General features: G+C 46.5%; 23 protein-coding genes. 1 reads left to right on the top strand and 22 read right to left on the bottom strand.

What is annotated here, in order from left to right:
* Nucleotides 1–90: 90 nt before the first annotated feature.
* The 7 genes from hepT to mtrB all read right to left on the bottom strand — a co-directional run bounded on the left by hepT (nt 91) and on the right by mtrB (nt 5,400).
* On the bottom strand, nt 91–1,065 hold the full coding sequence (gene hepT, locus PBN151_RS05155) for a heptaprenyl diphosphate synthase component II (RefSeq protein ID WP_072727947.1): 975 nt from the start codon (nt 1,063–1,065) through the stop codon (nt 91–93).
* 127 nt (nt 1,066–1,192) lie between these two features.
* Complete coding sequence (locus PBN151_RS05150; protein WP_072727945.1) at nt 1,193–1,837, bottom strand: UbiX family flavin prenyltransferase; 645 nt, start codon at nt 1,835–1,837, stop codon at nt 1,193–1,195.
* The gene (locus tag PBN151_RS05145; protein ID WP_021254690.1) at nt 1,837–2,706 is read right to left on the bottom strand and encodes a UbiA-like polyprenyltransferase; all 870 of its coding nucleotides are present in this window, start codon (nt 2,704–2,706) and stop codon (nt 1,837–1,839) included. The genes PBN151_RS05150 and PBN151_RS05145 overlap by 1 nt, the downstream gene beginning before the upstream one ends.
* A complete protein-coding gene (locus PBN151_RS05140; protein WP_021254691.1) occupies nt 2,699–3,436 on the bottom strand; it encodes a demethylmenaquinone methyltransferase in 738 nt (245 codons plus the stop codon). The genes PBN151_RS05145 and PBN151_RS05140 overlap by 8 nt, the downstream gene beginning before the upstream one ends.
* A 70-nt stretch (nt 3,437–3,506) precedes the next feature.
* Nucleotides 3,507–4,370: a heptaprenyl diphosphate synthase component 1 gene (locus tag PBN151_RS05135; RefSeq protein WP_227774407.1), complete on the bottom strand. Its 864-nt coding sequence runs from the start codon at nt 4,368–4,370 to the stop codon at nt 3,507–3,509.
* A 99-nt stretch (nt 4,371–4,469) separates the two neighbouring features.
* Nucleotides 4,470–5,024 carry a hypothetical protein gene (locus tag PBN151_RS05130; RefSeq protein WP_072727943.1) on the bottom strand — a complete coding sequence of 185 codons (555 nt, stop codon included), beginning with the start codon at nt 5,022–5,024 and terminating at the stop codon, nt 4,470–4,472.
* A gap of 151 nt (nt 5,025–5,175) precedes the next feature.
* On the bottom strand, nt 5,176–5,400 hold the full coding sequence (gene mtrB, locus PBN151_RS05125; protein ID WP_021254694.1) for a trp RNA-binding attenuation protein MtrB: 225 nt from the start codon (nt 5,398–5,400) through the stop codon (nt 5,176–5,178).
* Between the two features lie 113 nt (nt 5,401–5,513).
* Between mtrB and PBN151_RS31000 the strand changes: the two genes are divergently transcribed.
* The gene (locus PBN151_RS31000; RefSeq protein WP_175560611.1) at nt 5,514–5,687 is read left to right on the top strand and encodes a hypothetical protein; all 174 of its coding nucleotides are present in this window, start codon (nt 5,514–5,516) and stop codon (nt 5,685–5,687) included.
* 82 nt (nt 5,688–5,769) lie between these two features.
* Here PBN151_RS31000 and PBN151_RS05120 read toward each other — a convergent pair whose 3' ends face one another.
* From PBN151_RS05120 to rpsA, 15 genes are all read right to left on the bottom strand, one after another.
* The gene (locus PBN151_RS05120; protein ID WP_021254695.1) at nt 5,770–6,042 is read right to left on the bottom strand and encodes an HU family DNA-binding protein; all 273 of its coding nucleotides are present in this window, start codon (nt 6,040–6,042) and stop codon (nt 5,770–5,772) included.
* A 204-nt stretch (nt 6,043–6,246) separates the two neighbouring features.
* On the bottom strand, nt 6,247–8,010 hold the full coding sequence (locus tag PBN151_RS05115; protein WP_370510402.1) for a sugar ABC transporter ATP-binding protein: 1,764 nt from the start codon (nt 8,008–8,010) through the stop codon (nt 6,247–6,249).
* 91 nt (nt 8,011–8,101) lie between these two features.
* On the bottom strand, nt 8,102–9,580 hold the full coding sequence (gene spoIVA / locus PBN151_RS05110; protein WP_021252893.1) for a stage IV sporulation protein A: 1,479 nt from the start codon (nt 9,578–9,580) through the stop codon (nt 8,102–8,104).
* A 32-nt stretch (nt 9,581–9,612) separates the two neighbouring features.
* Nucleotides 9,613–9,747: a hypothetical protein gene (locus PBN151_RS32245; protein WP_265332076.1), complete on the bottom strand. Its 135-nt coding sequence runs from the start codon at nt 9,745–9,747 to the stop codon at nt 9,613–9,615.
* 318 nt (nt 9,748–10,065) lie between these two features.
* Nucleotides 10,066–10,770 (bottom strand): DUF3939 domain-containing protein, encoded by a 705-nt coding sequence (locus tag PBN151_RS05105; RefSeq protein WP_227774405.1) that lies wholly within the window; start codon nt 10,768–10,770, stop codon nt 10,066–10,068.
* A 99-nt stretch (nt 10,771–10,869) separates the two neighbouring features.
* A complete protein-coding gene (locus PBN151_RS05100) occupies nt 10,870–11,226 on the bottom strand; it encodes a 2Fe-2S iron-sulfur cluster-binding protein (protein ID WP_065290846.1) in 357 nt (118 codons plus the stop codon).
* Between the two features lie 74 nt (nt 11,227–11,300).
* Nucleotides 11,301–11,933, bottom strand: coding sequence for a nucleotidyltransferase family protein (locus tag PBN151_RS05095; RefSeq protein ID WP_227774403.1), 633 nt, complete (start codon nt 11,931–11,933; stop codon nt 11,301–11,303).
* A 41-nt stretch (nt 11,934–11,974) separates the two neighbouring features.
* The gene (locus tag PBN151_RS05090; RefSeq protein WP_072727938.1) at nt 11,975–12,274 is read right to left on the bottom strand and encodes a 2Fe-2S iron-sulfur cluster-binding protein; all 300 of its coding nucleotides are present in this window, start codon (nt 12,272–12,274) and stop codon (nt 11,975–11,977) included.
* Between the two features lie 69 nt (nt 12,275–12,343).
* Nucleotides 12,344–12,523 (bottom strand): DUF2768 family protein, encoded by a 180-nt coding sequence (locus tag PBN151_RS05085; protein WP_065290844.1) that lies wholly within the window; start codon nt 12,521–12,523, stop codon nt 12,344–12,346.
* A gap of 152 nt (nt 12,524–12,675) precedes the next feature.
* Complete coding sequence (locus PBN151_RS05080) at nt 12,676–12,948, bottom strand: stage VI sporulation protein F (RefSeq protein ID WP_021252899.1); 273 nt, start codon at nt 12,946–12,948, stop codon at nt 12,676–12,678.
* A 104-nt stretch (nt 12,949–13,052) separates the two neighbouring features.
* Nucleotides 13,053–14,087: an NAD(P)H-dependent glycerol-3-phosphate dehydrogenase gene (locus PBN151_RS05075; RefSeq protein ID WP_021252900.1), complete on the bottom strand. Its 1,035-nt coding sequence runs from the start codon at nt 14,085–14,087 to the stop codon at nt 13,053–13,055.
* Complete coding sequence (gene plsY / locus PBN151_RS05070) at nt 14,077–14,691, bottom strand: glycerol-3-phosphate 1-O-acyltransferase PlsY (RefSeq protein WP_072727937.1); 615 nt, start codon at nt 14,689–14,691, stop codon at nt 14,077–14,079. The genes PBN151_RS05075 and plsY overlap by 11 nt, the downstream gene beginning before the upstream one ends.
* 12 nt (nt 14,692–14,703) lie before the next feature.
* Nucleotides 14,704–16,026 carry a ribosome biogenesis GTPase Der gene (gene der / locus PBN151_RS05065; RefSeq protein ID WP_021252902.1) on the bottom strand — a complete coding sequence of 441 codons (1,323 nt, stop codon included), beginning with the start codon at nt 16,024–16,026 and terminating at the stop codon, nt 14,704–14,706.
* Nucleotides 16,027–16,136: 110 nt separating this feature from the next.
* Nucleotides 16,137–16,742 (bottom strand): hypothetical protein, encoded by a 606-nt coding sequence (locus PBN151_RS05060; protein ID WP_072727936.1) that lies wholly within the window; start codon nt 16,740–16,742, stop codon nt 16,137–16,139.
* 104 nt (nt 16,743–16,846) lie between these two features.
* Entirely contained in the window at nt 16,847–18,064 is a 1,218-nt protein-coding gene (rpsA, locus tag PBN151_RS05055) for a 30S ribosomal protein S1 (protein ID WP_065290841.1), read from the bottom strand.
* Nucleotides 18,065–18,157 lie beyond the last annotated feature (93 nt).

Genomic DNA, 18,157 nt, shown 5'->3' with positions numbered 1-18,157 from the left:
TCACTCCTACTCAAATGTGAAGTCGTCCAACACACGCATTATACCAGATTTTTCTTCAAATGGCACTCGATTTTTTCACCATAGTTCAAATCAATGATTACGATTCGCAATAAAGTAAGCAATATCGCGCAGATTGCGGCGAGCACGGATGTTAGGCAGATGCTCTAATACCGCAAGCGCCTTCTCGATATACCGATTTGCTATCTCTTCAGCCCGCTTAATACCATCACTTTGGCGAATCATATCGAGCGCAGCAGATACATCTGTATCTCCATTTCGCTCACGGATACGTTCAATTTCACGAAGAAGAGACTCGCGAAGCTCCGTGTCCTGCAGCGCAAATATTACTGGAAGCGTCAAATTCCCTTGACGAATATCATTCCCTGGCGGCTTGCCTATTTGCTCTTCAGTACCGGTTAAGTCAAGCACATCATCTCGAATTTGAAATGCCATGCCCACATTGTAGCCAAAGCGATACAGCGCATAACCAATCTTCGGCTCTGCATGTGCGGCAATCGCCCCCAACTGACAGCTAATCGCAATCAGCAACGCTGTCTTTCGACGGATCCGAAGCATATATTGACGGATCGTCTGCTTTGTATTGAAGAAGTCACGAATTTGCTCCATTTCACCGATGCACATTTCAACCATTGCTTTGGAAAATATGCGATGAATCTCTGGCTGCTTCAATTCTGTAGCTACAACCAGCGCTTGGCCATACATATAATCGCCGGCATACATAGCAACGCGATTATCCCATTTGGCCTTAACTGTCAGTTGCCCTCTCCGAGTTTCAGCGTCATCAATGACATCATCATGCACGAGTGAGGCCATATGAATTAATTCCAGGGGAACAGCAACGCGCTTCAACTGTTCTATATCGTATGTACCGAATTTCCCTGCAAGCAGAACGAATACCGGACGTATTCGCTTCCCGCCCGCCTTCAGCAGATGCAGCGACGCTTCCGTAAGGAGCTCGTGATCGGAGCGGATGTTCCGCTCCAATTCACGTTCAATATACGCTACATCTTGTTTCATTGTCGCATAAATGTCCCACAGTTTCATGCCTTCACCTAACCAACTGTATTTTCCGACCCAAGTTCCAAGTGAACCTCAAGATCAATAAGTCCCAACTCAAATGCAATTTAAAAATACAGACACGAAAAGATAAAAGATCGGCCACATGTTTGTGTTATCCATTCGGCCGATCCGAATCTTCGGCAGTCTGTACTTCCGAATTCCCCCACCTTGTAAACAACTGGTGATCGATATCCATGCAGTCCAACACCTTGCCGACAAGGAAATTAATGATGTCATCCAGAGTCTGCGGATGATAATAAAATGCAGGCATCGCCGGCACAATACGTACACCCATTTTCGCAAGCTTCAGCATATTTTCCAAATGAATCGCATGCATCGGCGTCTCGCGCGGAACGATTAGAAGCGGACGGCCTTCCTTCATCATAACGTCAGCAGCTCGCCCCATCAAATTATCGGAAGCGCCGTGTGCAATCGATGATAAGGTTCCCATGGAGCACGGCATGATCACCATGCCGTGCACCCGAAATGAACCGCTTGCTATGCTTGCCCCAATATCCTGGTTCGGATGATACGTAACCCGATCCGCCAAATCGCCGAATGCCAGCTCAATCGCTTGCTGACGCTTCGTAACATTCCATCCGAGTTCTTCCTTTAGTACGCGCCATCCAGCATCTGATACGATGAGATGAACCTCATAATCGGCTTCCAACAGACATTGAATCAATCGGACACCGTATATAGCACCACTTGCCCCTGTAATACCAACTACGTAATGCTTGCGAGATGCAGCACTCATTACTTCATCACCACCATGTCAATAAGCGTGAAGCAAAATACAACGATGCTGAGCACACCGTTCATCGTGAAGAAGGCTGTATTCAGCTTGCTCAAATCGTACGGCTTCACAAGCATATGCTCATAAATAAGCAGGGCACTTGCAATAACCGTACCTATGATATACCACCAGCTTAATTGAGTTAAAAATAATAGCAGTATAAATCCAAACGCTGTAGCAATATGGAAGCCTCTTGCAATCCAGAGTGACTTCGCAATTCCGAAACGTACCGGAATCGACTTCAAGCCTTCCTTCTTATCGAACTCATAATCCTGGCATGCATAAATAATATCGAACCCGGTAGTCCAAAACGCAACGGTTAAATAAAAGGTGAGAGCTGCCCAATCGATTCCATTCGTTACAGCCACCCATCCTCCGAGCGGTGCCAATGCAATCGTAAGTCCCAGCACAACGTGGCATAGCCATGTGAAGCGCTTGGTAAACGAATAAAATACTAACATAAAGACGGCAACCGGAAGCAAGTATACAGATAATGGCTCCAGATTTGCCGCTGCCCAAAATAAAAGACCGAACGACACGGCCGTAAATAACAGTACTTCTCCTGCCTTCAGCAATCCTGCGGGTATTGCTCGATTTGCAGTTCTTGGGTTCTTCGCGTCGATGGCAGCGTCAATTAACCGATTGAGCGCCATTGCCGCGCTTCGAGCTCCGAACATCGCCATGAGGATCCATCCCCATTCAGGGAGCGTTGGGAAGCGTTGATGAACAACCATTCCTCCCAGCAGTGCGCCCATAAACGCAAATGGAAGAGCAAATATTGTATGCTCGAACTTAATCATTTCTAAGAAGATACGTACTTTTTTAAGCATGACCATTCCCCTTCGTCCCGATGTGAAGAGCGGCAATGCCACCGAAGAACGAATACGCTTGTACGCGATCAAGTCCATTAACTCTAAACATCTGTTCTAGCTCCTTGCGGCCCGGGAACGTAACAAGCGACTCTGGAAGCCACTTATACTGCTCATACCGCTTCGCAATCAGCTTGCCAAGCAATGGCAGCACATGGCGGAAGTAGAAATAATAAATGCCCTTGAACGGCTGCCATGTTGGCTTGCTCAGTTCAAGACACACAACTTGTCCACCCGGCTTGACCACTCTGCGCATTTCACGAATGACTTGCTCAAAATCCGGAACATTGCGCAAACCGAAACCAATCGTCACATAGTCAAAGCTGTTGTCGGGGAATGGAAGCTCCATTGCATTTCCTTCAACAAGCTCAATTTGGCTGTGCAGGCCTGTTTGATCCACCTTCTTCTGACCTACCGCCAGCATATTCGAACTGAAGTCCAGCCCTGTAATCTTGCCTGTGCCGCTCGCTTGCGCCAACTGAATCGTCCAGTCACAAGTTCCACAGCACAGATCAAGCGCTGTCTCCCCCTGCTTCATGTCCATCTTGCGCATCGTGAAGTTGCGCCAAGCCTTGTGACGCCTGAAGCTCAGTATATCATTCATAATATCGTACTTCGGAGCTATGCTCTGAAATACTTCTTGAACATAATGTTCTTTGGTCTTGCCAGTCTTAGGCGAATGTGTCTCCACGATCTGTCACCTATTCCTTTCTTCGCCGAACGTATCGTCGATCTATTGGAGGTTGAACGCTCACTATCATTTACAGACGAGGTAAGGCAAGAAATGTGTCAAGACGTTGTCTGGTGCTCTCATCAAGCGGCAATGTCACCGCTAGCGTATGCAATTTATCCCGTGATACACGAACTTGATAAGCCAGCTGCTCCCTCACCTCATACTTGGACATGAGCGCATTCCAGAGCATCTCGTCAACCAATTTCTGCTTCAATTTTCTTCGTTCCTCATCTGTGCCTTGCTGCCATACATGCCAGTAAGACCAGCTGCCTTCGAATCGTTCGAAATGATCCGCTCGCTCTTGTTCTCTTTCTAGTACTTCGAGCTCTGTCAACGAATCAAGCAGTTCCTCCCATGTGGAGATGTCTTCTTGATTCATCTGAGCGTTGAAGGACTGGAACAACGACTTCTTCAGCGTAACGCTCGCCCGCAAATATTCTTCTGCGGTCATTGTCCAATGCTTCATCTTGTCCACCATCGTCATCTTCAGACGATTAATATCGCATACGGATTGGCTCAAAGCCCTTACCGTATCAATCTGACCTTGCTGCGCAAGCAGGTTATAGAAGCGACTGCTGAAATAGTCTCCAGCTAATACCTTCAGCTGCCTTGAACGCAAGTTGCGGTCGTTATGCTGCACCGCTGCCAGTTCAATCGTATCATGCGTGTCTAATCCAACCTGCACGAGCGATGTAACTAGCGCAAATAATTCACTATGTTCCGCTATTGGCTTACTGCGGTTTAAAAAGGCGAACATCAGCTCCACTCTTGCGTTAGGAAACGCAGGCAGTTCCGTGTGCGCCTGGATCATGTCATGTTCAACATACCGCTTAGCCAATTGCGAGATATGATAACCATTCATCTGCTGCCTCCGACTGTACCGGTTAGTCATCCTTACGGATGTCGCAATCTAAATCATTATAGCATATGTTTAAAGTGATAGGACAACATTTCTTCGTTCTCCTATTTCTTATGACCAAGACCCTTACTCTCATCTGACTGCCGGAAACTGACGCTCCCAGTGCGGTGTATAAATAATCCGCCATGCCTCTTCAAGCTCCTTCGGCATTGTTCCTTTCGATTTCTGGAGAAGCTTCAAACTTTCCACGTCTACTTGAGAACGCTGCGCATCCATACCAAGCAATACATATCTCTTTTTAGCCATGTCATCCTGTATAACGACACGAAGCTGCAGACGTTCGACATTGCTTGTTTGTATGAAGGCGAAGCGAAGAAGCTCATGGATATCATGATAAATAATTTCTGGATGGACAATCGTTGCAGCCACTTTTACATCAATCACCAGTTTATCTGACTCCCAAGTAACCCGACTAAACTTCAATTGAAGTGGAAGCTCTGATAAATAATCCACGATCTCCTCGGAAGTGAGCTTGACCATGCGTGGTGAAGGGGTAAATACAGCCACATCTTTATTGGCGTCCGGCTTCTGCTCACCCAGTGAATACAATAGCCCTAATCCTAGCGGAAGCATAATCGTAACGCAAAGCACGATGACCAGAGTTCTATAGCGATGCATATTCTTCATTCTGAACCTTGCACCTCCACATATTGTAGATCAAGTCAACACTCCAGATAACAGACAGTGTCGACGTTCCAGAGTATGTCCATACCTCATGTCTATAATGAAAAAAAGCAGGCTATGCCTGCTTCCCTCATGAAAACAAAAAATTTCATTCCTATTCGTCTGTATCGGTATGAATTACACCGTGTTTTGTCATAACAACTGCTTTGCCGCGAATTTTAATTGCGGACGTATGATCCGTGAACTGGGCGACAAGCACTTCATTCTTGTCCAGCTTCTCCGTATGATGAAACTTCGTATCTGTTCCGCGTGTCAGACCGATCACCTGAACTCCCTGATCTTTGGCCTTTATTACGATAAAGTCATTTTGTGTTTCCAACTGCTTGACCTCCTTGCATATGTATTGGCTTCCTTGCAGCGTCAACCATGTGAATCACCATTCTTCGGGCATACTACTAGTGTAGCACGTTTCATCTAAAAGGAGCTAATGCGATGCACCCAGCACATTTACAATCTAACCAGCTACAGCTGCTTCAGCAGTGGGAAGAGCAATTAAGTCAAGTAAGTGGTCAGCGTATTGTACTGGTCGCCTACAGCGGCAGTGCACAGAGCACTAGAGCAGCTAAGAGTAATCTAGAGTATCCTACTCCACAACTTCCCCTCTGAAAAGGAGCAGAAGCCGCGACATTCATGTCGCGGCTTCTACCTCACTTGCGTTCTCCTATTAGACAAAAGTATGTAAGTTCACTTATTTGATGCCATCTTTAAGTGCTTTGCCTGGTTTGAACGCAGGGATTTTGCTTGCAGGAATTTCAATCTCCTCGCCCGTTTGCGGGTTACGGCCTTTGCGTGCGGAACGTTCGCGCACTTCAAAGTTACCGAAGCCTACCAATTGGACTTTGTCGCCGTTCTGAAGTGCAGTCGATATCGCTTCGAATACAGCATCAACTACTTTCGTCACATCTTTCTTCGACAATTCCGTAGCCTCAGCCACTTCAGTTACCAATTCAGATTTATTCATTCTGTTCACCTCCTGATTCAAGTATGCATCGTTATCCATTTTCTTTACTGTTTCTCTAGAATTTATACCTTATCATCAGCAAAACAGTTCAATACGATATCCAATCTGCTTCCAAATGGGTTCACAGAACAAATTTATAGTAATATACCGTTGTTACAAATGCAAGTAGGGACTGAAGAACAACGATAAGCTTATGTGTTTCCCCTACTGTTTATCTGATATTCCCTTCACTCTATCTTCAACATCTTGCAGCCTGCCACCAGCTGAAGCATAGAACAATAACTGCTCTTCCGAAGCCTCTCCTCGCTCAAATAGCCGCACCATTTCCCCGTCATACATAACAACAATGCGGTCGCCAACCATTGACGCTTCATACATGTCGCTAGTGAAGTAAATGATTCCTCTTCCTTCCTCTGACAATTGTCCAATGATGCGGAAAATCTCATTTTTCGCACCGACATCGATCCCATTCATAGGTTCATCTAAGACAAATACATGCGCATCAGTGCCAAGCCATTTCCCTATGGCAACCTTCTGCTGGTTGCCTCCACTTAAATGTCTCACTTTCTGCTTCACAGAAGCGGTCTTGATATTAAGCCGCTCGATCACGCTCTCTGCTGACAGCCGCTCTCGCGTGGTTGATACGAAACCCGCTGTGCAGTACTTTGGCAATGTAGAGATACATAAATTGCTCTGTAACGACTCATCCATAAATAAGCTATATTTGCGTCGCTCCTCGGGAACAAGCACGATGCCCGCACGAATCGCATCACGAATAGAACGCGGCTGAAGCACTTCTCCATTCAACGTTATCTCTCCACCATCGCACAGCTCCGCCCCTCCAAGAATCCGAGCCAGCTTCGTCTTCCCTGCTCCTATCAGCCCCACAAATACAAGAATTTCCCCGCGTCTCAATTCGAAGTTTACATTTTTAAGCTTCTGTCCGCAAGAGATTCCCTTCACAGTAAGCAGAACCTCTTCACGAACAGAGGAATGTACACCGGGTTCTTCTTCTATGGTTTTATCCAGCATATATTGAATTGCTTCCTTGGGGCAAATATCAGAGATTAGCGAACTGTGAACCAATTCACCGTCACGCAAGATAGAGATACGATCACAATGATGAAACACTTCAGCCAGGCGATGAGTAATAAATAGAACGATAACTCCTTGATCTCGAAGTGTATGCATAATCGTAAATAACCGCTCTGACTCCTCAAAGCTAAGGGATGCAGTTGGTTCGTCAAATATGACAATCTTAGCTTCATTCAATAATATTCGCGATATAAGCACCATCTGCTTCTCCGCTAATGTGCACTCCTCCATACGCAGCGAAGGCGAGATCGACAGGCCGATAGCATCCATGATGCTCTCAGCCCTCTTCTTCAGATGTGCAGGGCGAATCCAGCAAGAACTTCTCCCCATGCTAAAGTCATCCATCATAATATTCTCTGCTACTGTAAGCTTGGGAACAAGTGCCACATCTACCTCTTGATATACACAATGAATTCCCTGTTTCTTCGCATCAGCAGGTGAATGAATTGATAATTGCTCGCTTCCTAACTGGATGACTCCGACATCGGATCGGCATGCGCCTGACAATATATTCATCAACGTACTCTTCCCCGCTCCATTAGAGCCAACAAGAGCGTGAATTTCTCCGCTAGATGCAGTAAAGTTGACTTGCTTCAGAACAGATAGCCCGTTATACGATTTTGTAATTCCAAGCATGTACAAATTTGAATCCGCTTCAAATTGACAATCGCCTGCCGCTTCCGTATCGGAGACATGCGCGGAACGTAAGTTTGATACTCCTTGCGTTTTCCATACGCTGCTCATCTCTATCCCGCCTCTTAACTTTACTGATCCATTCGATTTCTCCATGACGAATAAATCCCACTTTTTACCGTTACCGGCATTATTCTTAAATATACCCGCTTCCTTCGAGTCTGTAAATTGATTTAGCAATAAAAGATCGATGAATTTTTACAGGAACATACAAAAAGCCTAAGTGGCTAATCCAATCTGGAATAGCGACTTAGGCTTCCTTGCAATCCGATTACAATATGATGGCGATTAATCCACCTGAGCCTTCGTTGATGATCCGACCCAATGTCTCTTGAAGCTTGTAGCGAGCGTTGTCTGGCATCATGGCGATTTTGCCTTGTATGCCTTCGCGAACGATGGAATGCAGGGATCTGCCGAAAATATCAGATTCCCAAATCTTCGTTGGATCGTTTTCAAAGTCCTGCATCAAGTAGCGCATCAGCTCTTCGCTCTGCTTCTCCGTTCCGATAATCGGAGCGAATTCCGATTCAACATCGACACGAATCATATGAATGGAAGGAGCAGTTGCTTTGAGCCGTACCCCGAAGCGTGAGCCTTGTCTAATCAGCTCAGGCTCATCGAGAGCCATTTCGTTCAAGGTAGGCGCTGCAATGCCATAGCCAGTTGTCTTCACCATTTCAAGCGCATCCGCGAATCGGTCATATTCCCGCTTCGCATGTGCGAATTCCTGCATCAACTGAAGCAAGTGATCCTTGCCTCGTATTTCTACCCCGACCACTTCCATCAGAATTTGGTCGTACAATTCGTCCGGCGCGTACAAATCAATCTCAGCAACACCTTGACCCATGTCCATGCCGCTCAAACCAGCTCGGGCAATAAAGTCGTACTCCATAAATTGCTGCACAACACGATCAACATCCCGCAGGCGTCTAATATCTTTGACTGTATCCCGTACCGACGACTCATAGCTGGAGCGCAGCCAATGAGTATCGTTCAGAACCATAACCCAGCTCGGAAGATTCACGTTGACTTCATGTACTGGGAATTCATACAGAACTTCACGAAGAACGCCCATTACATCTTCTTCGCCCATCGTCGCTGCACTGAGCGCCATTACTGGGATGTCATATTTAATCTGCAGCTCATTGCGGAGTGCAATCGTCTCATCACTGCGAGGCTTCGTCGAGTTAATAATCAGTACGAATGGCTTGCCAACTTCCTTTAACTCTTGAATGACGCGCTCCTCGGATTCGATATACGAGCTTCGAGGAATCTCAGCAATCGTACCATCAGTCGTCACAACAACGCCCAATGTGGAGTGCTCTTGAATGACTTTGCGTGTCCCGATTTCGGCCGCTTCCTGGAATGGAATCGGCTCCTCGAACCACGGCGTATTAATCATGCGCGGGCCATTCTCATCCTCGTAGCCTTTGGCTCCGGTTACCGCATAGCCAACACAATCCACTAGACGAACGTTAACATCCAAGCCTTCCGCTACTTTAATTTGAACTGCATTATTCGGAACGAATTTGGGTTCGGTCGTCATAATGGTCTTACCTGCTGCGCTTTGCGGCAATTCGTCAACTGCGCGAATGCGGTCGGATTCATTCGTGATATTAGGCAATACGACCGTTTCCATAAATCGTTTGATGAACGTCGATTTCCCTGTGCGGACCGCACCGACGACCCCGAGGTAAATATCCCCGCCGGTACGCTCGGCTATGTCCTTAAAAATGTCCACTTTCTCCAATTGATATCCCCTCCTCAAATTTTTCCGACGGACTACGAGACAACATTCGCCTCTCGCCCTTCAGAAACGATTGGCACCGTTGCTAGGATTGAGCTGTTGCCGTTGTCGCCAGTGTTCGCCGCCGAGATTTCACGTCGTACAAGGGCATTTCGACGCAACTCGTACATGCTTTTGGACTAGTAACATCTTATTTGCTAGATGGCATAAATATGCCCCTCACACAAAACATTTTTCGTAAATGATTCAGTTCTAGTAGATAGTGATGCTCATCCGTGAGTGACCCCCCACTTGGGCACGAACGCAAAAGGTCGTATCAACAAACGCCTTCCAAATCAGATATATGAAGTTAGAAATGAAGTATGACATTATCTTGCATATCGATGAGTAAATCGTCTTTTCTATTTCTGTACCAACCTGTCATCCATGTTCGCATGCAAAAAAGACCAGTCGAACATATCGACCGGCCTTCCTTTCATTCCATTTGTCTATTTGGAAGTCTCTTCTTGAGGTACAGGCGCACCGTTGCTCCATTTGTACGCGACTGACTTCACCGGCACAAAGAAGGAGGCATCCGCAAGCATGGGCCTCAGATCCTTCTCTTGACCTGTAGGCTGCTTCCCAGAGGTTTCCACAAGCTGCATAATATCCTGCGCATAATCTGCGTATACCCTTCCTTGCTCATCCATCATGAACGACAGTACACTTCGGCTGAACGGACTTCGAACTTCTACAGGCTGTATGCCTATCAGCTTCTCATCAATTCGATAGAATCCAGGATATACTTCCTCCTGCTTCGGCAACGCACCCTTAGCCCGTATATGCGCATCAACAGCACGAGCAAGATCATTGACCCGCTGTGAAGTAAGTAAATCCATCACCTTCACTTTCGGAATCGTCTCTTCATCAATAATCAGATACACACCCGAGCCACCTGATTCAAATGCACTCCCGGGAATTGCGCTAAGCAGATCTTTTCGCTTGAGCAATTCAAAGTTCACACGGAACTTCTCATATCGTGGAACACTCTCATCGCTGCTTACTAGCGGAAGCAGACCTGTATCCTTCTGATACTGATCCACAGCATTTTGGACAAGAAGTACGCCCTCACGAACCGATTGTTGGCTTTCCTTGCGCATCTCCTTCGGATATAAGCATCCTTGAAGTGTCATGCTCATGATAACGAATAGCACGATACAACAGATTTGTCTCCCCGACCTCAACTACTTCTCCTCCTCAGTCACAATCACAATTCCACACTTGAAGATAGAGCTGTTCATTCTATTCTGGCATTACCACAAGCTGTCATCTTCCTGTTCCGCTAGCTTGCGTCGAATAATGGCTTTCAGAGGATCTTCTGGGACTTCCACCGTAACCGTACCTGGATTCCCTGTCAGCAGTGTCTGGCACGATAAACGAAGCCCAGTTGCTGAATGGATACCTAGCTTGCTGCTCTCTGCTAAAGTGGGCTCTCCAATTAGTCCTTCTTTATCCGCTGATACCTGTACTTTACACATCAAGCAGCCCGCCTTCCCGCTGCATCTTGTGCGTATCGGAACACCTGCGCGTTGCGCGGCATCCAATAACGACATCGAGCGCTTAGCCCCCCATACCTTGCCAGAAGGCTCGAACCGCACGTTTGTCCCCATACTAGCCAGCCCCTTTCCTCAACGTTGGTAGGGCTACATGCGACTCCACCTTTATTTACAACAAATCATTTACATTAGACAAATAAAAAAGACATCATTTTCGGACACCTTTCATTCACGATGGAACGTATATACGCAGGTTCCGAGCAATTTGCCAATACCGTATTCATAGCAGCAATATGCTGCTCAGGAGCAGCATTGATTACCTGTGCGATCGAAGCTGTACGATCTTCCCGCTGACGCAATATATTGAAGACCAATTCATGAGCTAGCGGCATTAACGCGATGCGAAATCTGTCAATATTATAGATGATGCGATGATTCCATAAGGCATCACGAATGATTGTGTTGTATTGGCATTGCGGTGTAGTCACAATGAATTGACCAACCAATTCAATGGGAACTCCGCATATTTGATAATGACTTAATAAGGAATGATAAGTACTCGTTGCATTCCATTCGGGCGCATCGGTTGCATATGGATTCCATTGCTCCTGTAGATGCTTTGCATCGGGCTCATCCGCATAGATATCCACATCACGAGGCTCCCGGCCAAGCGGTACCCCTTGTAGAACTAATCCACAGCTCCCACCTAGCATCCAGTGCTTCATATCGTTGTTCGCTGATGCTACTAATTGTTCAATTGTCCCCATTATTGGTTCGGATAATGATATCATGCCATTTGCTCCATTCACATTTGAATCCATACTGCATTATTCAGGCTGCCAGTCACCAGTCAGACCTATGATCAAAAATACGGCTTGTGAACTGCACGAATGAAGCCATCCGCTTCTGCAACGACCTGACAAGAGAGCCGATAACCCTGCTCGAATTCTTCTTCCTCCATACGGTTCCACTCTGCATCAGTCACTTCGGATACATATTCTTGTCCTTCTTCGATTAAGCAGCGACATCTCGCACATGTTCCGCGCGTGCAAGCATAATTCCAATCTACTCCAGATTCCTTTGCGGCATCCAGCAGAGTAGTACCTACAGGTACAGATATACTCGCTTGCTTCGTCTTGCCTCTGAATAGGATGTCCACCATCCTCAATCACACTCCTTCGACCGTCTTATCGTCAATGACGATATGTATTGAGTAAAGTGTTAATTACGCCTACAAGATGGAGAAAAATCCATATACCATACCTGCAAGCAGCATAATGAACGCAATAAGCGAAAGAATACCTCGTACCCAGCCTCTCGTCTTACTTCTGGCAAAAGCAATGAGCAGTGCAGAAAAGGCCATTAGGCCTATTCCTATAAAGGATACCCACATTTTTGTCATACTGTCCATTTTCCCGATTCTCCCATTCGTTCAAACTGCTCTCATTATACCATTCGATGAAATAGAAGAGAAACGTTTTGCACGAACATGCACAAAAAAACGACACAATCAGCTACTCGCTGTCGTGTCGTCTTCTTTTTACATCATATCGATTGTGCCTGCTACTTCTTCATCAACTTCATCAATGCTTCCAGGTTGTTTGCGTTAACTCCGCTCTTCTTCACGGTGCTGACAATGTCATTTATTGTCGACTCTGAGACAGGTAGTTTGGCCATTGAAGCAACTTGCTTAATCAACTGCCGCAACTGCGCCTCATTCTGCATCGTCGAAGGCTTCACCGTACCTGCAAGCTTCTTGATTTGATTCTCCGTTATGTTCTTGCCAGACTTCTTATTGATTGCATTCAATGCATCCTTCGGAAATTTATTCGACATATCGCCCCTCCTCGGGTCTGTACTCTATACAGTGTATGTCGACGAATAAATGAAGGTGATAAGGATACTAGCCAATAATAGAGTCCGTGCAAGCCCATCAATATCTAGGATGACCAATCCGATGTGGCCACTTCTTCAATTTCGTTCTTACGAACTCGACCCATTAAGCATTCAACTGCTGTCTTTGGATCACGAGATTCGAATAATACTCGATATAACTGCTCTGTAATCGGCATTTGGACGTCATATCGATCAGCCAAGAAATGAGCCGCCTTCGTTGTACGGATACCTTCAACGACCATCCCCATATGAGCCAACACCTCATCAACCGCCATACCTTGACCTATCAGCGAGCCAGCTCTCCAGTTCCGGCTATGTCTGCTCGTACAAGTTACAACTAGATCGCCAACGCCCGCAAGGCCGGCAAATGTCATCGCATTCGCTCCCATCACAACTCCGAGCCGAGCAATCTCAGCCAAGCCGCGTGTTAATAAAGCAGCCTTGCCATTATCTCCGAACTCCAGTCCATCGGATAAGCCTGCGCCTAATGCAATTATATTTTTGAGCGCTCCTGCAAGTTCCACACCAATCACATCTGGATTGGTATAGACACGAAAGAAGGATTCGTTCATAAATAAATCCTGTGCTTGTTCAGCAGCCTTCGTACTGGTTGATGCAACGACTACCGTTGTTGGACATTGCTTCACAACCTCTTCGGCATGGCTCGGACCTGACAGCACAGCTATTCGATCTGAGCTGCATCCAAGCTCCTCTACAAGCACCTCTGACATGCGCTTTAACGTTTCGGTTTCAAATCCCTTCGTCGCATGTACGACAACCATCTCGTCCGTTAAATACGGCTTCATCATTCCCGCAACTTGGCGCATCGCAGCAGATGGTGCTACAACAACGCAAGCCTTCGCACCGCTCATAGCCTCTTCGACGGAATTGGTTGCCCGAATGCCGGGATGCAAGGTAACGTTCGGCAGATATTTCCCGTTCGTATGCACCGTATTGATCTCTTCTGCCTGCTGTTCATTTCTCGTCCATAGATACACATCGTGTCCATTATGGGCGAGAACCTCGCTTAGGGCAGTCCCCCAGCTTCCGGCTACGAATACAGCAACTTTAACGGACACGGGACACGCCCCCTTTGCTCGCGCCAAGCCGGTTCTCAGTCCCTTGAACCAGCTTAACGATATTGCTCCGATGACGATAGAATGCAAATAGGCATAACAGCAAACTGCCCCAGAAAATGCTCCAATCATATTGGAATACCAAAATAAATATCGGAGTCAGTCCAGCAAAAAGCAATGATCCTAACGAAACATAACGTTTCCAAGCAATTGAAGCAATCGCGATAATGCCAGCACATAGGGCTGGCCAAAAAGCTAGAACGGCCAGCACCCCAATTGTGGTAGCAATCCCCTTCCCCCCGCGGAAGCGAAAATAAACGGGCCAGTTATGACCAACGATGGCTGCAATCCCGCTTAGCACCATGACCCATGTGTAATCCGATAGCAAATACCCCATAAGAACGGCTACCATTCCTTTGGCCGCATCAAGCAGGAGAACCCCAGCCGCTGGCCCTTTGCCTAATACGCGCAACGTATTGGTCGCGCCCGCATTACCGCTCCCGTGTTGACGGATATCAATACCACGAAGCCACTTTCCAATCAGAAGACTAAAGCTGACTGAACCAAGAAGGTAACTCGCTACAATTGCGATAATAGATAGCGTCAATTCCGCTCGCTCCTAACTTTCGTCGGATTTCCGGCGTGTGAATATCCGGATCGGTGTCCCTTCAAAGTCGAACGCTGCACGGATACGATTATCTAAATATCGCTCATAGGAGAAGTGCATCAGTTCAGGATCATTAACGAATACGACAATCGTTGGCGGTTTAACCGCAACTTGCGTCGCATAATTGATTCTGAGACGTCTTCCCTTATCCGTTGGCGGCGGATTATAGGCGACTGCATCAGTTACAACGTCATTTAACAAATGTGTTGGAATGCGTTTGGCATGCTGCTGAGCAACATGCTGTACGACAGGAAGCAGTTTATGTAAACGCTGCTTAGTCTTCGCAGACAAGAACACAATCGGTGCGTACGTCATAAATAAGAAATGGTCGCGAATCTTGGTTTCGAATTGCTGCATAGTCTTATCATCTTTATTAACGATATCCCATTTATTGACGACGAACAGCACCGCCTTGCCTGCCTCATGCGCATAGCCTGCAATATGCTTGTCTTGTTCAATAATGCCTTCTTCACCATTAATGACGACGAGTACGACATCTGCTCGCTCGATTGCCTTCATCGAACGCATGACACTGTACTTTTCAGTCGTCTCATATACCTTGCCACGCTTGCGCATACCCGCCGTATCGATGAGCACGAACCTCTGATCGTCCTTCTCGAACGGTGTATCGATTGCATCGCGTGTTGTCCCCGCTACATCACTGACGATAACGCGCTCTTCGCCGAGTATTGCGTTAACCAGAGAAGACTTACCTACGTTCGGTCGGCCGATCAAGGCTACCTTAATGACATCTTCATCATATTCTTCATCCGATAAATCCGGGAGATTATTTACGACTTCATCCAGCAAATCACCAATCCCTGTACCGTGAGATCCTGAAATCGGAACTGGATCCCCAAAGCCAAGGCTGTAGAATTCATAAATGTCATCCATACGACTCATGTTGTCGACTTTATTTACCGCTAGAACAATCGGCTTGCCTGAGCGGAATAACATCTGTGCCACTTCTTCATCCGCTTGCGTTACGCCGGACTTCGCTTCGCACATAAATACAATTACATCTGCTTCCTCTATCGCAAGCTCCGCTTGCACGCGGATGGAACGCAGCATTTCATCTTCACCATAAACTTCGATTCCGCCTGTGTCGATAATATTGAACGGCTTGCCAATCCACTCTCCCGTTCCGTATATACGGTCACGAGTTACACCAGGCTTGTCCTCCACTATAGCCAATCGGTCGCCGATGATTCGGTTGAAAATGGTGGACTTGCCGACATTCGGCCGCCCGACAATGGCAACAATGGGTTTTGCCATGCAGTTCACTCCTTCATATTTTGCAACTATACACGTACATCATCATATCAAAAAAAGCGGGTCTTGGCTAACGTAAATGGTTGAAATACTCGAAGAAAGCGCATTCCCCACTATTGTTCGGAGCCAAGAAACCCTTTCAAAAACCGTTCTTTCATCCACACCATCATAATTGACATCAAACGAACAAGCAGAAACGACAGCCACCATACATCCTGAACTTGCCCTTCTCCAGCAGTGATTAACGTATGCAGACGCAGATGAATGAGAACTTCTCCTAAGGTTAACCCAAGTGTCAAAATGATCCATTGCAGCTGCCAATTCGTTGTAAACAACAGGATATAGCACGAGAAGATGCCTGATATCAGCCAAATGTTTGTTTGAGAATTCGACATTTGCATGGAAAATCGGCTTAATAGCTCGAGCCACATCCAAATTGCAGCTAGCATGGCGACATGGCCGCATACGGCAATGAGCTTGCCACCTGACTGTTGCCCAAGGAAAAATACAGCCAACACCATCCATAGCACCCATGCACCATTTATTTGATTGCCGTATGACAACGCTATCGTCCAATTGTGAAGAAGCAGCCAGCTAAGTCCGACAATAATCACCTGTGACCGCGTAACAGCCGCGAATAGGGGCGTACGCCAACCGCTTGCTATCAAGATTGCAAAGCAAACCCACACCGCTACTGATAACACACCTGATGAAGTCATCGAGACCGCGCCCCCTTCCTTGTCTGATGCTATTATTTGATGCACAGTACAAAAATAAACGGCAGACTCTAAAGAGTCCGCCGTTATTTGCATTTATGAATAGATTAGTTTTTGAACTTATTCAACATATCGCCAAAACGCTCAGCAAGCGTAACGCTCATTGCTTGGTTCGTAAGGGATACATTTGGGTTGTTCAATTCTTCTTTTACTTTTTTCTCAGCCTTCGGTGCTGGTGCTGCAGGAGCTTCTTCTGTTTCCTTGATGCTGAGGCTTACTCTCTTATCAGCAGGGTTGAAATCAAGCACTTTTACTTGTACAGATTGACCTTGCTTCAATACTTCGTAAGGTGTAGCAACGTGACGATGAGCGATTTGGGAAACGTGAACCAAACCTTCTACGCCAGGAGCCACTTCAACGAATGCACCAAAATCAACCAAACGCTTCACTTCACCCGTCAGGATATCGCCTGTCTTGATGTTGTTGCCCGCTTGTTCCCAAGGGCCTGGTTGAGTTGCTTTCATGCTTAGGCTGATTTTGCCGTTGGCAGGATCAACCTTCAGTACTTTTACTTTTACCTTTTGACCTTCGGATACAACATCAGAAGGCTTCTCAACATGGCTCCATGCCAATTCAGACACATGAACAAGTCCATCAACACCGCCAACATCAACGAATGCACCAAATTGAGTCAAGCGTTGAACTGTTCCTTCGAGCTCTTGGCCTTCAGTCAAGCCTTCCATAACGCGAATTTTATTAGCTTCAAATTCCGCTTCCAATACATCCTTTTGAGAGAGGATAAGCTTGTTGTTCTCGCGGTCAATTTCTTTTACTTTCACGCGGAGCGTACGGCCTTTGTATTCGCTGAAATCTTCAACGAAATGACGTTCAACCATGGATGCAGGGATGAATGCACGAACGCCAACATCAGCTACAACGCCGCCTTTTACAACATCAGCGACTGTTACTTCGAACACATCCTGTGCTTCAAAGTGCTTCTGCATGTCGTCCCAAGCCTGTTCGCTGTCAACTTGACGCTTGGACAGAACAAGACGTTCCTTCTCATCGTCAATGCTAACAACCTTGCATTCAACTTCTTGGCCCACTTCAACCACATCTGCAGCATTGTCAACCGATACCGCAGTTAGCTCGCGTACAGGAATGATGCCATCGTATTTATAGCCAATGCTTACTACTGCTTGATTGTCATCGATTTTGACGATTGTGCCTTTTACGGTGTCACCTTTCTTCAAGGAAACGATGTTCTCCAACGCTTCTTGGCTTGCCGTTTCGGCAGTTTCGTTAACTTTTGTTTCTTCAGACATGTGAAATACCTCCTCGATTGAACCCCATTTATTCAAAACCCGCTCCACGAATGAAGCAGAGTTCCTTACCAACTATTGGTCACTGCATACCAG

Source organism: Paenibacillus sp. NAIST15-1, from assembly GCF_001894745.1.
Classification (GTDB): domain Bacteria; phylum Bacillota; class Bacilli; order Paenibacillales; family Paenibacillaceae; genus Paenibacillus_B; species Paenibacillus_B suaedae.
The sequence above is the reverse complement of the archived record's forward strand: the minus strand, read 5'-3'. Positions and strand labels throughout refer to the sequence as shown.

What these genes read in the sequence shown, in the direction of transcription:
- hepT (WP_072727947.1), bottom strand. Translation starts at nt 1,065, where the DNA reads ATGAAACTGTGGGACATTTATGCGACAATGAAACAAGATGTAGCGTAT.
- PBN151_RS05150 (WP_072727945.1), bottom strand. Translation starts at nt 1,837, where the DNA reads ATGAGTGCTGCATCTCGCAAGCATTACGTAGTTGGTATTACAGGGGCA.
- PBN151_RS05145 (WP_021254690.1), bottom strand. Translation starts at nt 2,706, where the DNA reads ATGCTTAAAAAAGTACGTATCTTCTTAGAAATGATTAAGTTCGAGCAT.
- PBN151_RS05135 (WP_227774407.1), bottom strand. Translation starts at nt 4,370, where the DNA reads ATGACTAACCGGTACAGTCGGAGGCAGCAGATGAATGGTTATCATATC.
- PBN151_RS05130 (WP_072727943.1), bottom strand. Translation starts at nt 5,024, where the DNA reads ATGAAGAATATGCATCGCTATAGAACTCTGGTCATCGTGCTTTGCGTT.
- PBN151_RS31000 (WP_175560611.1), top strand. Translation starts at nt 5,514, where the DNA reads ATGCACCCAGCACATTTACAATCTAACCAGCTACAGCTGCTTCAGCAG.
- PBN151_RS05120 (WP_021254695.1), bottom strand. Translation starts at nt 6,042, where the DNA reads ATGAATAAATCTGAATTGGTAACTGAAGTGGCTGAGGCTACGGAATTG.
- PBN151_RS32245 (WP_265332076.1), bottom strand. Translation starts at nt 9,747, where the DNA reads ATGTACGAGTTGCGTCGAAATGCCCTTGTACGACGTGAAATCTCGGCG.
- PBN151_RS05100 (WP_065290846.1), bottom strand. Translation starts at nt 11,226, where the DNA reads ATGGGGACAAACGTGCGGTTCGAGCCTTCTGGCAAGGTATGGGGGGCT.
- PBN151_RS05095 (WP_227774403.1), bottom strand. Translation starts at nt 11,933, where the DNA reads ATGGATTCAAATGTGAATGGAGCAAATGGCATGATATCATTATCCGAA.
- PBN151_RS05090 (WP_072727938.1), bottom strand. Translation starts at nt 12,274, where the DNA reads ATGGTGGACATCCTATTCAGAGGCAAGACGAAGCAAGCGAGTATATCT.
- PBN151_RS05085 (WP_065290844.1), bottom strand. Translation starts at nt 12,523, where the DNA reads ATGGACAGTATGACAAAAATGTGGGTATCCTTTATAGGAATAGGCCTA.
- PBN151_RS05080 (WP_021252899.1), bottom strand. Translation starts at nt 12,948, where the DNA reads ATGTCGAATAAATTTCCGAAGGATGCATTGAATGCAATCAATAAGAAG.
- der (WP_021252902.1), bottom strand. Translation starts at nt 16,026, where the DNA reads ATGGCAAAACCCATTGTTGCCATTGTCGGGCGGCCGAATGTCGGCAAG.
- PBN151_RS05060 (WP_072727936.1), bottom strand. Translation starts at nt 16,742, where the DNA reads ATGACTTCATCAGGTGTGTTATCAGTAGCGGTGTGGGTTTGCTTTGCA.
- rpsA (WP_065290841.1), bottom strand. Translation starts at nt 18,064, where the DNA reads ATGTCTGAAGAAACAAAAGTTAACGAAACTGCCGAAACGGCAAGCCAA.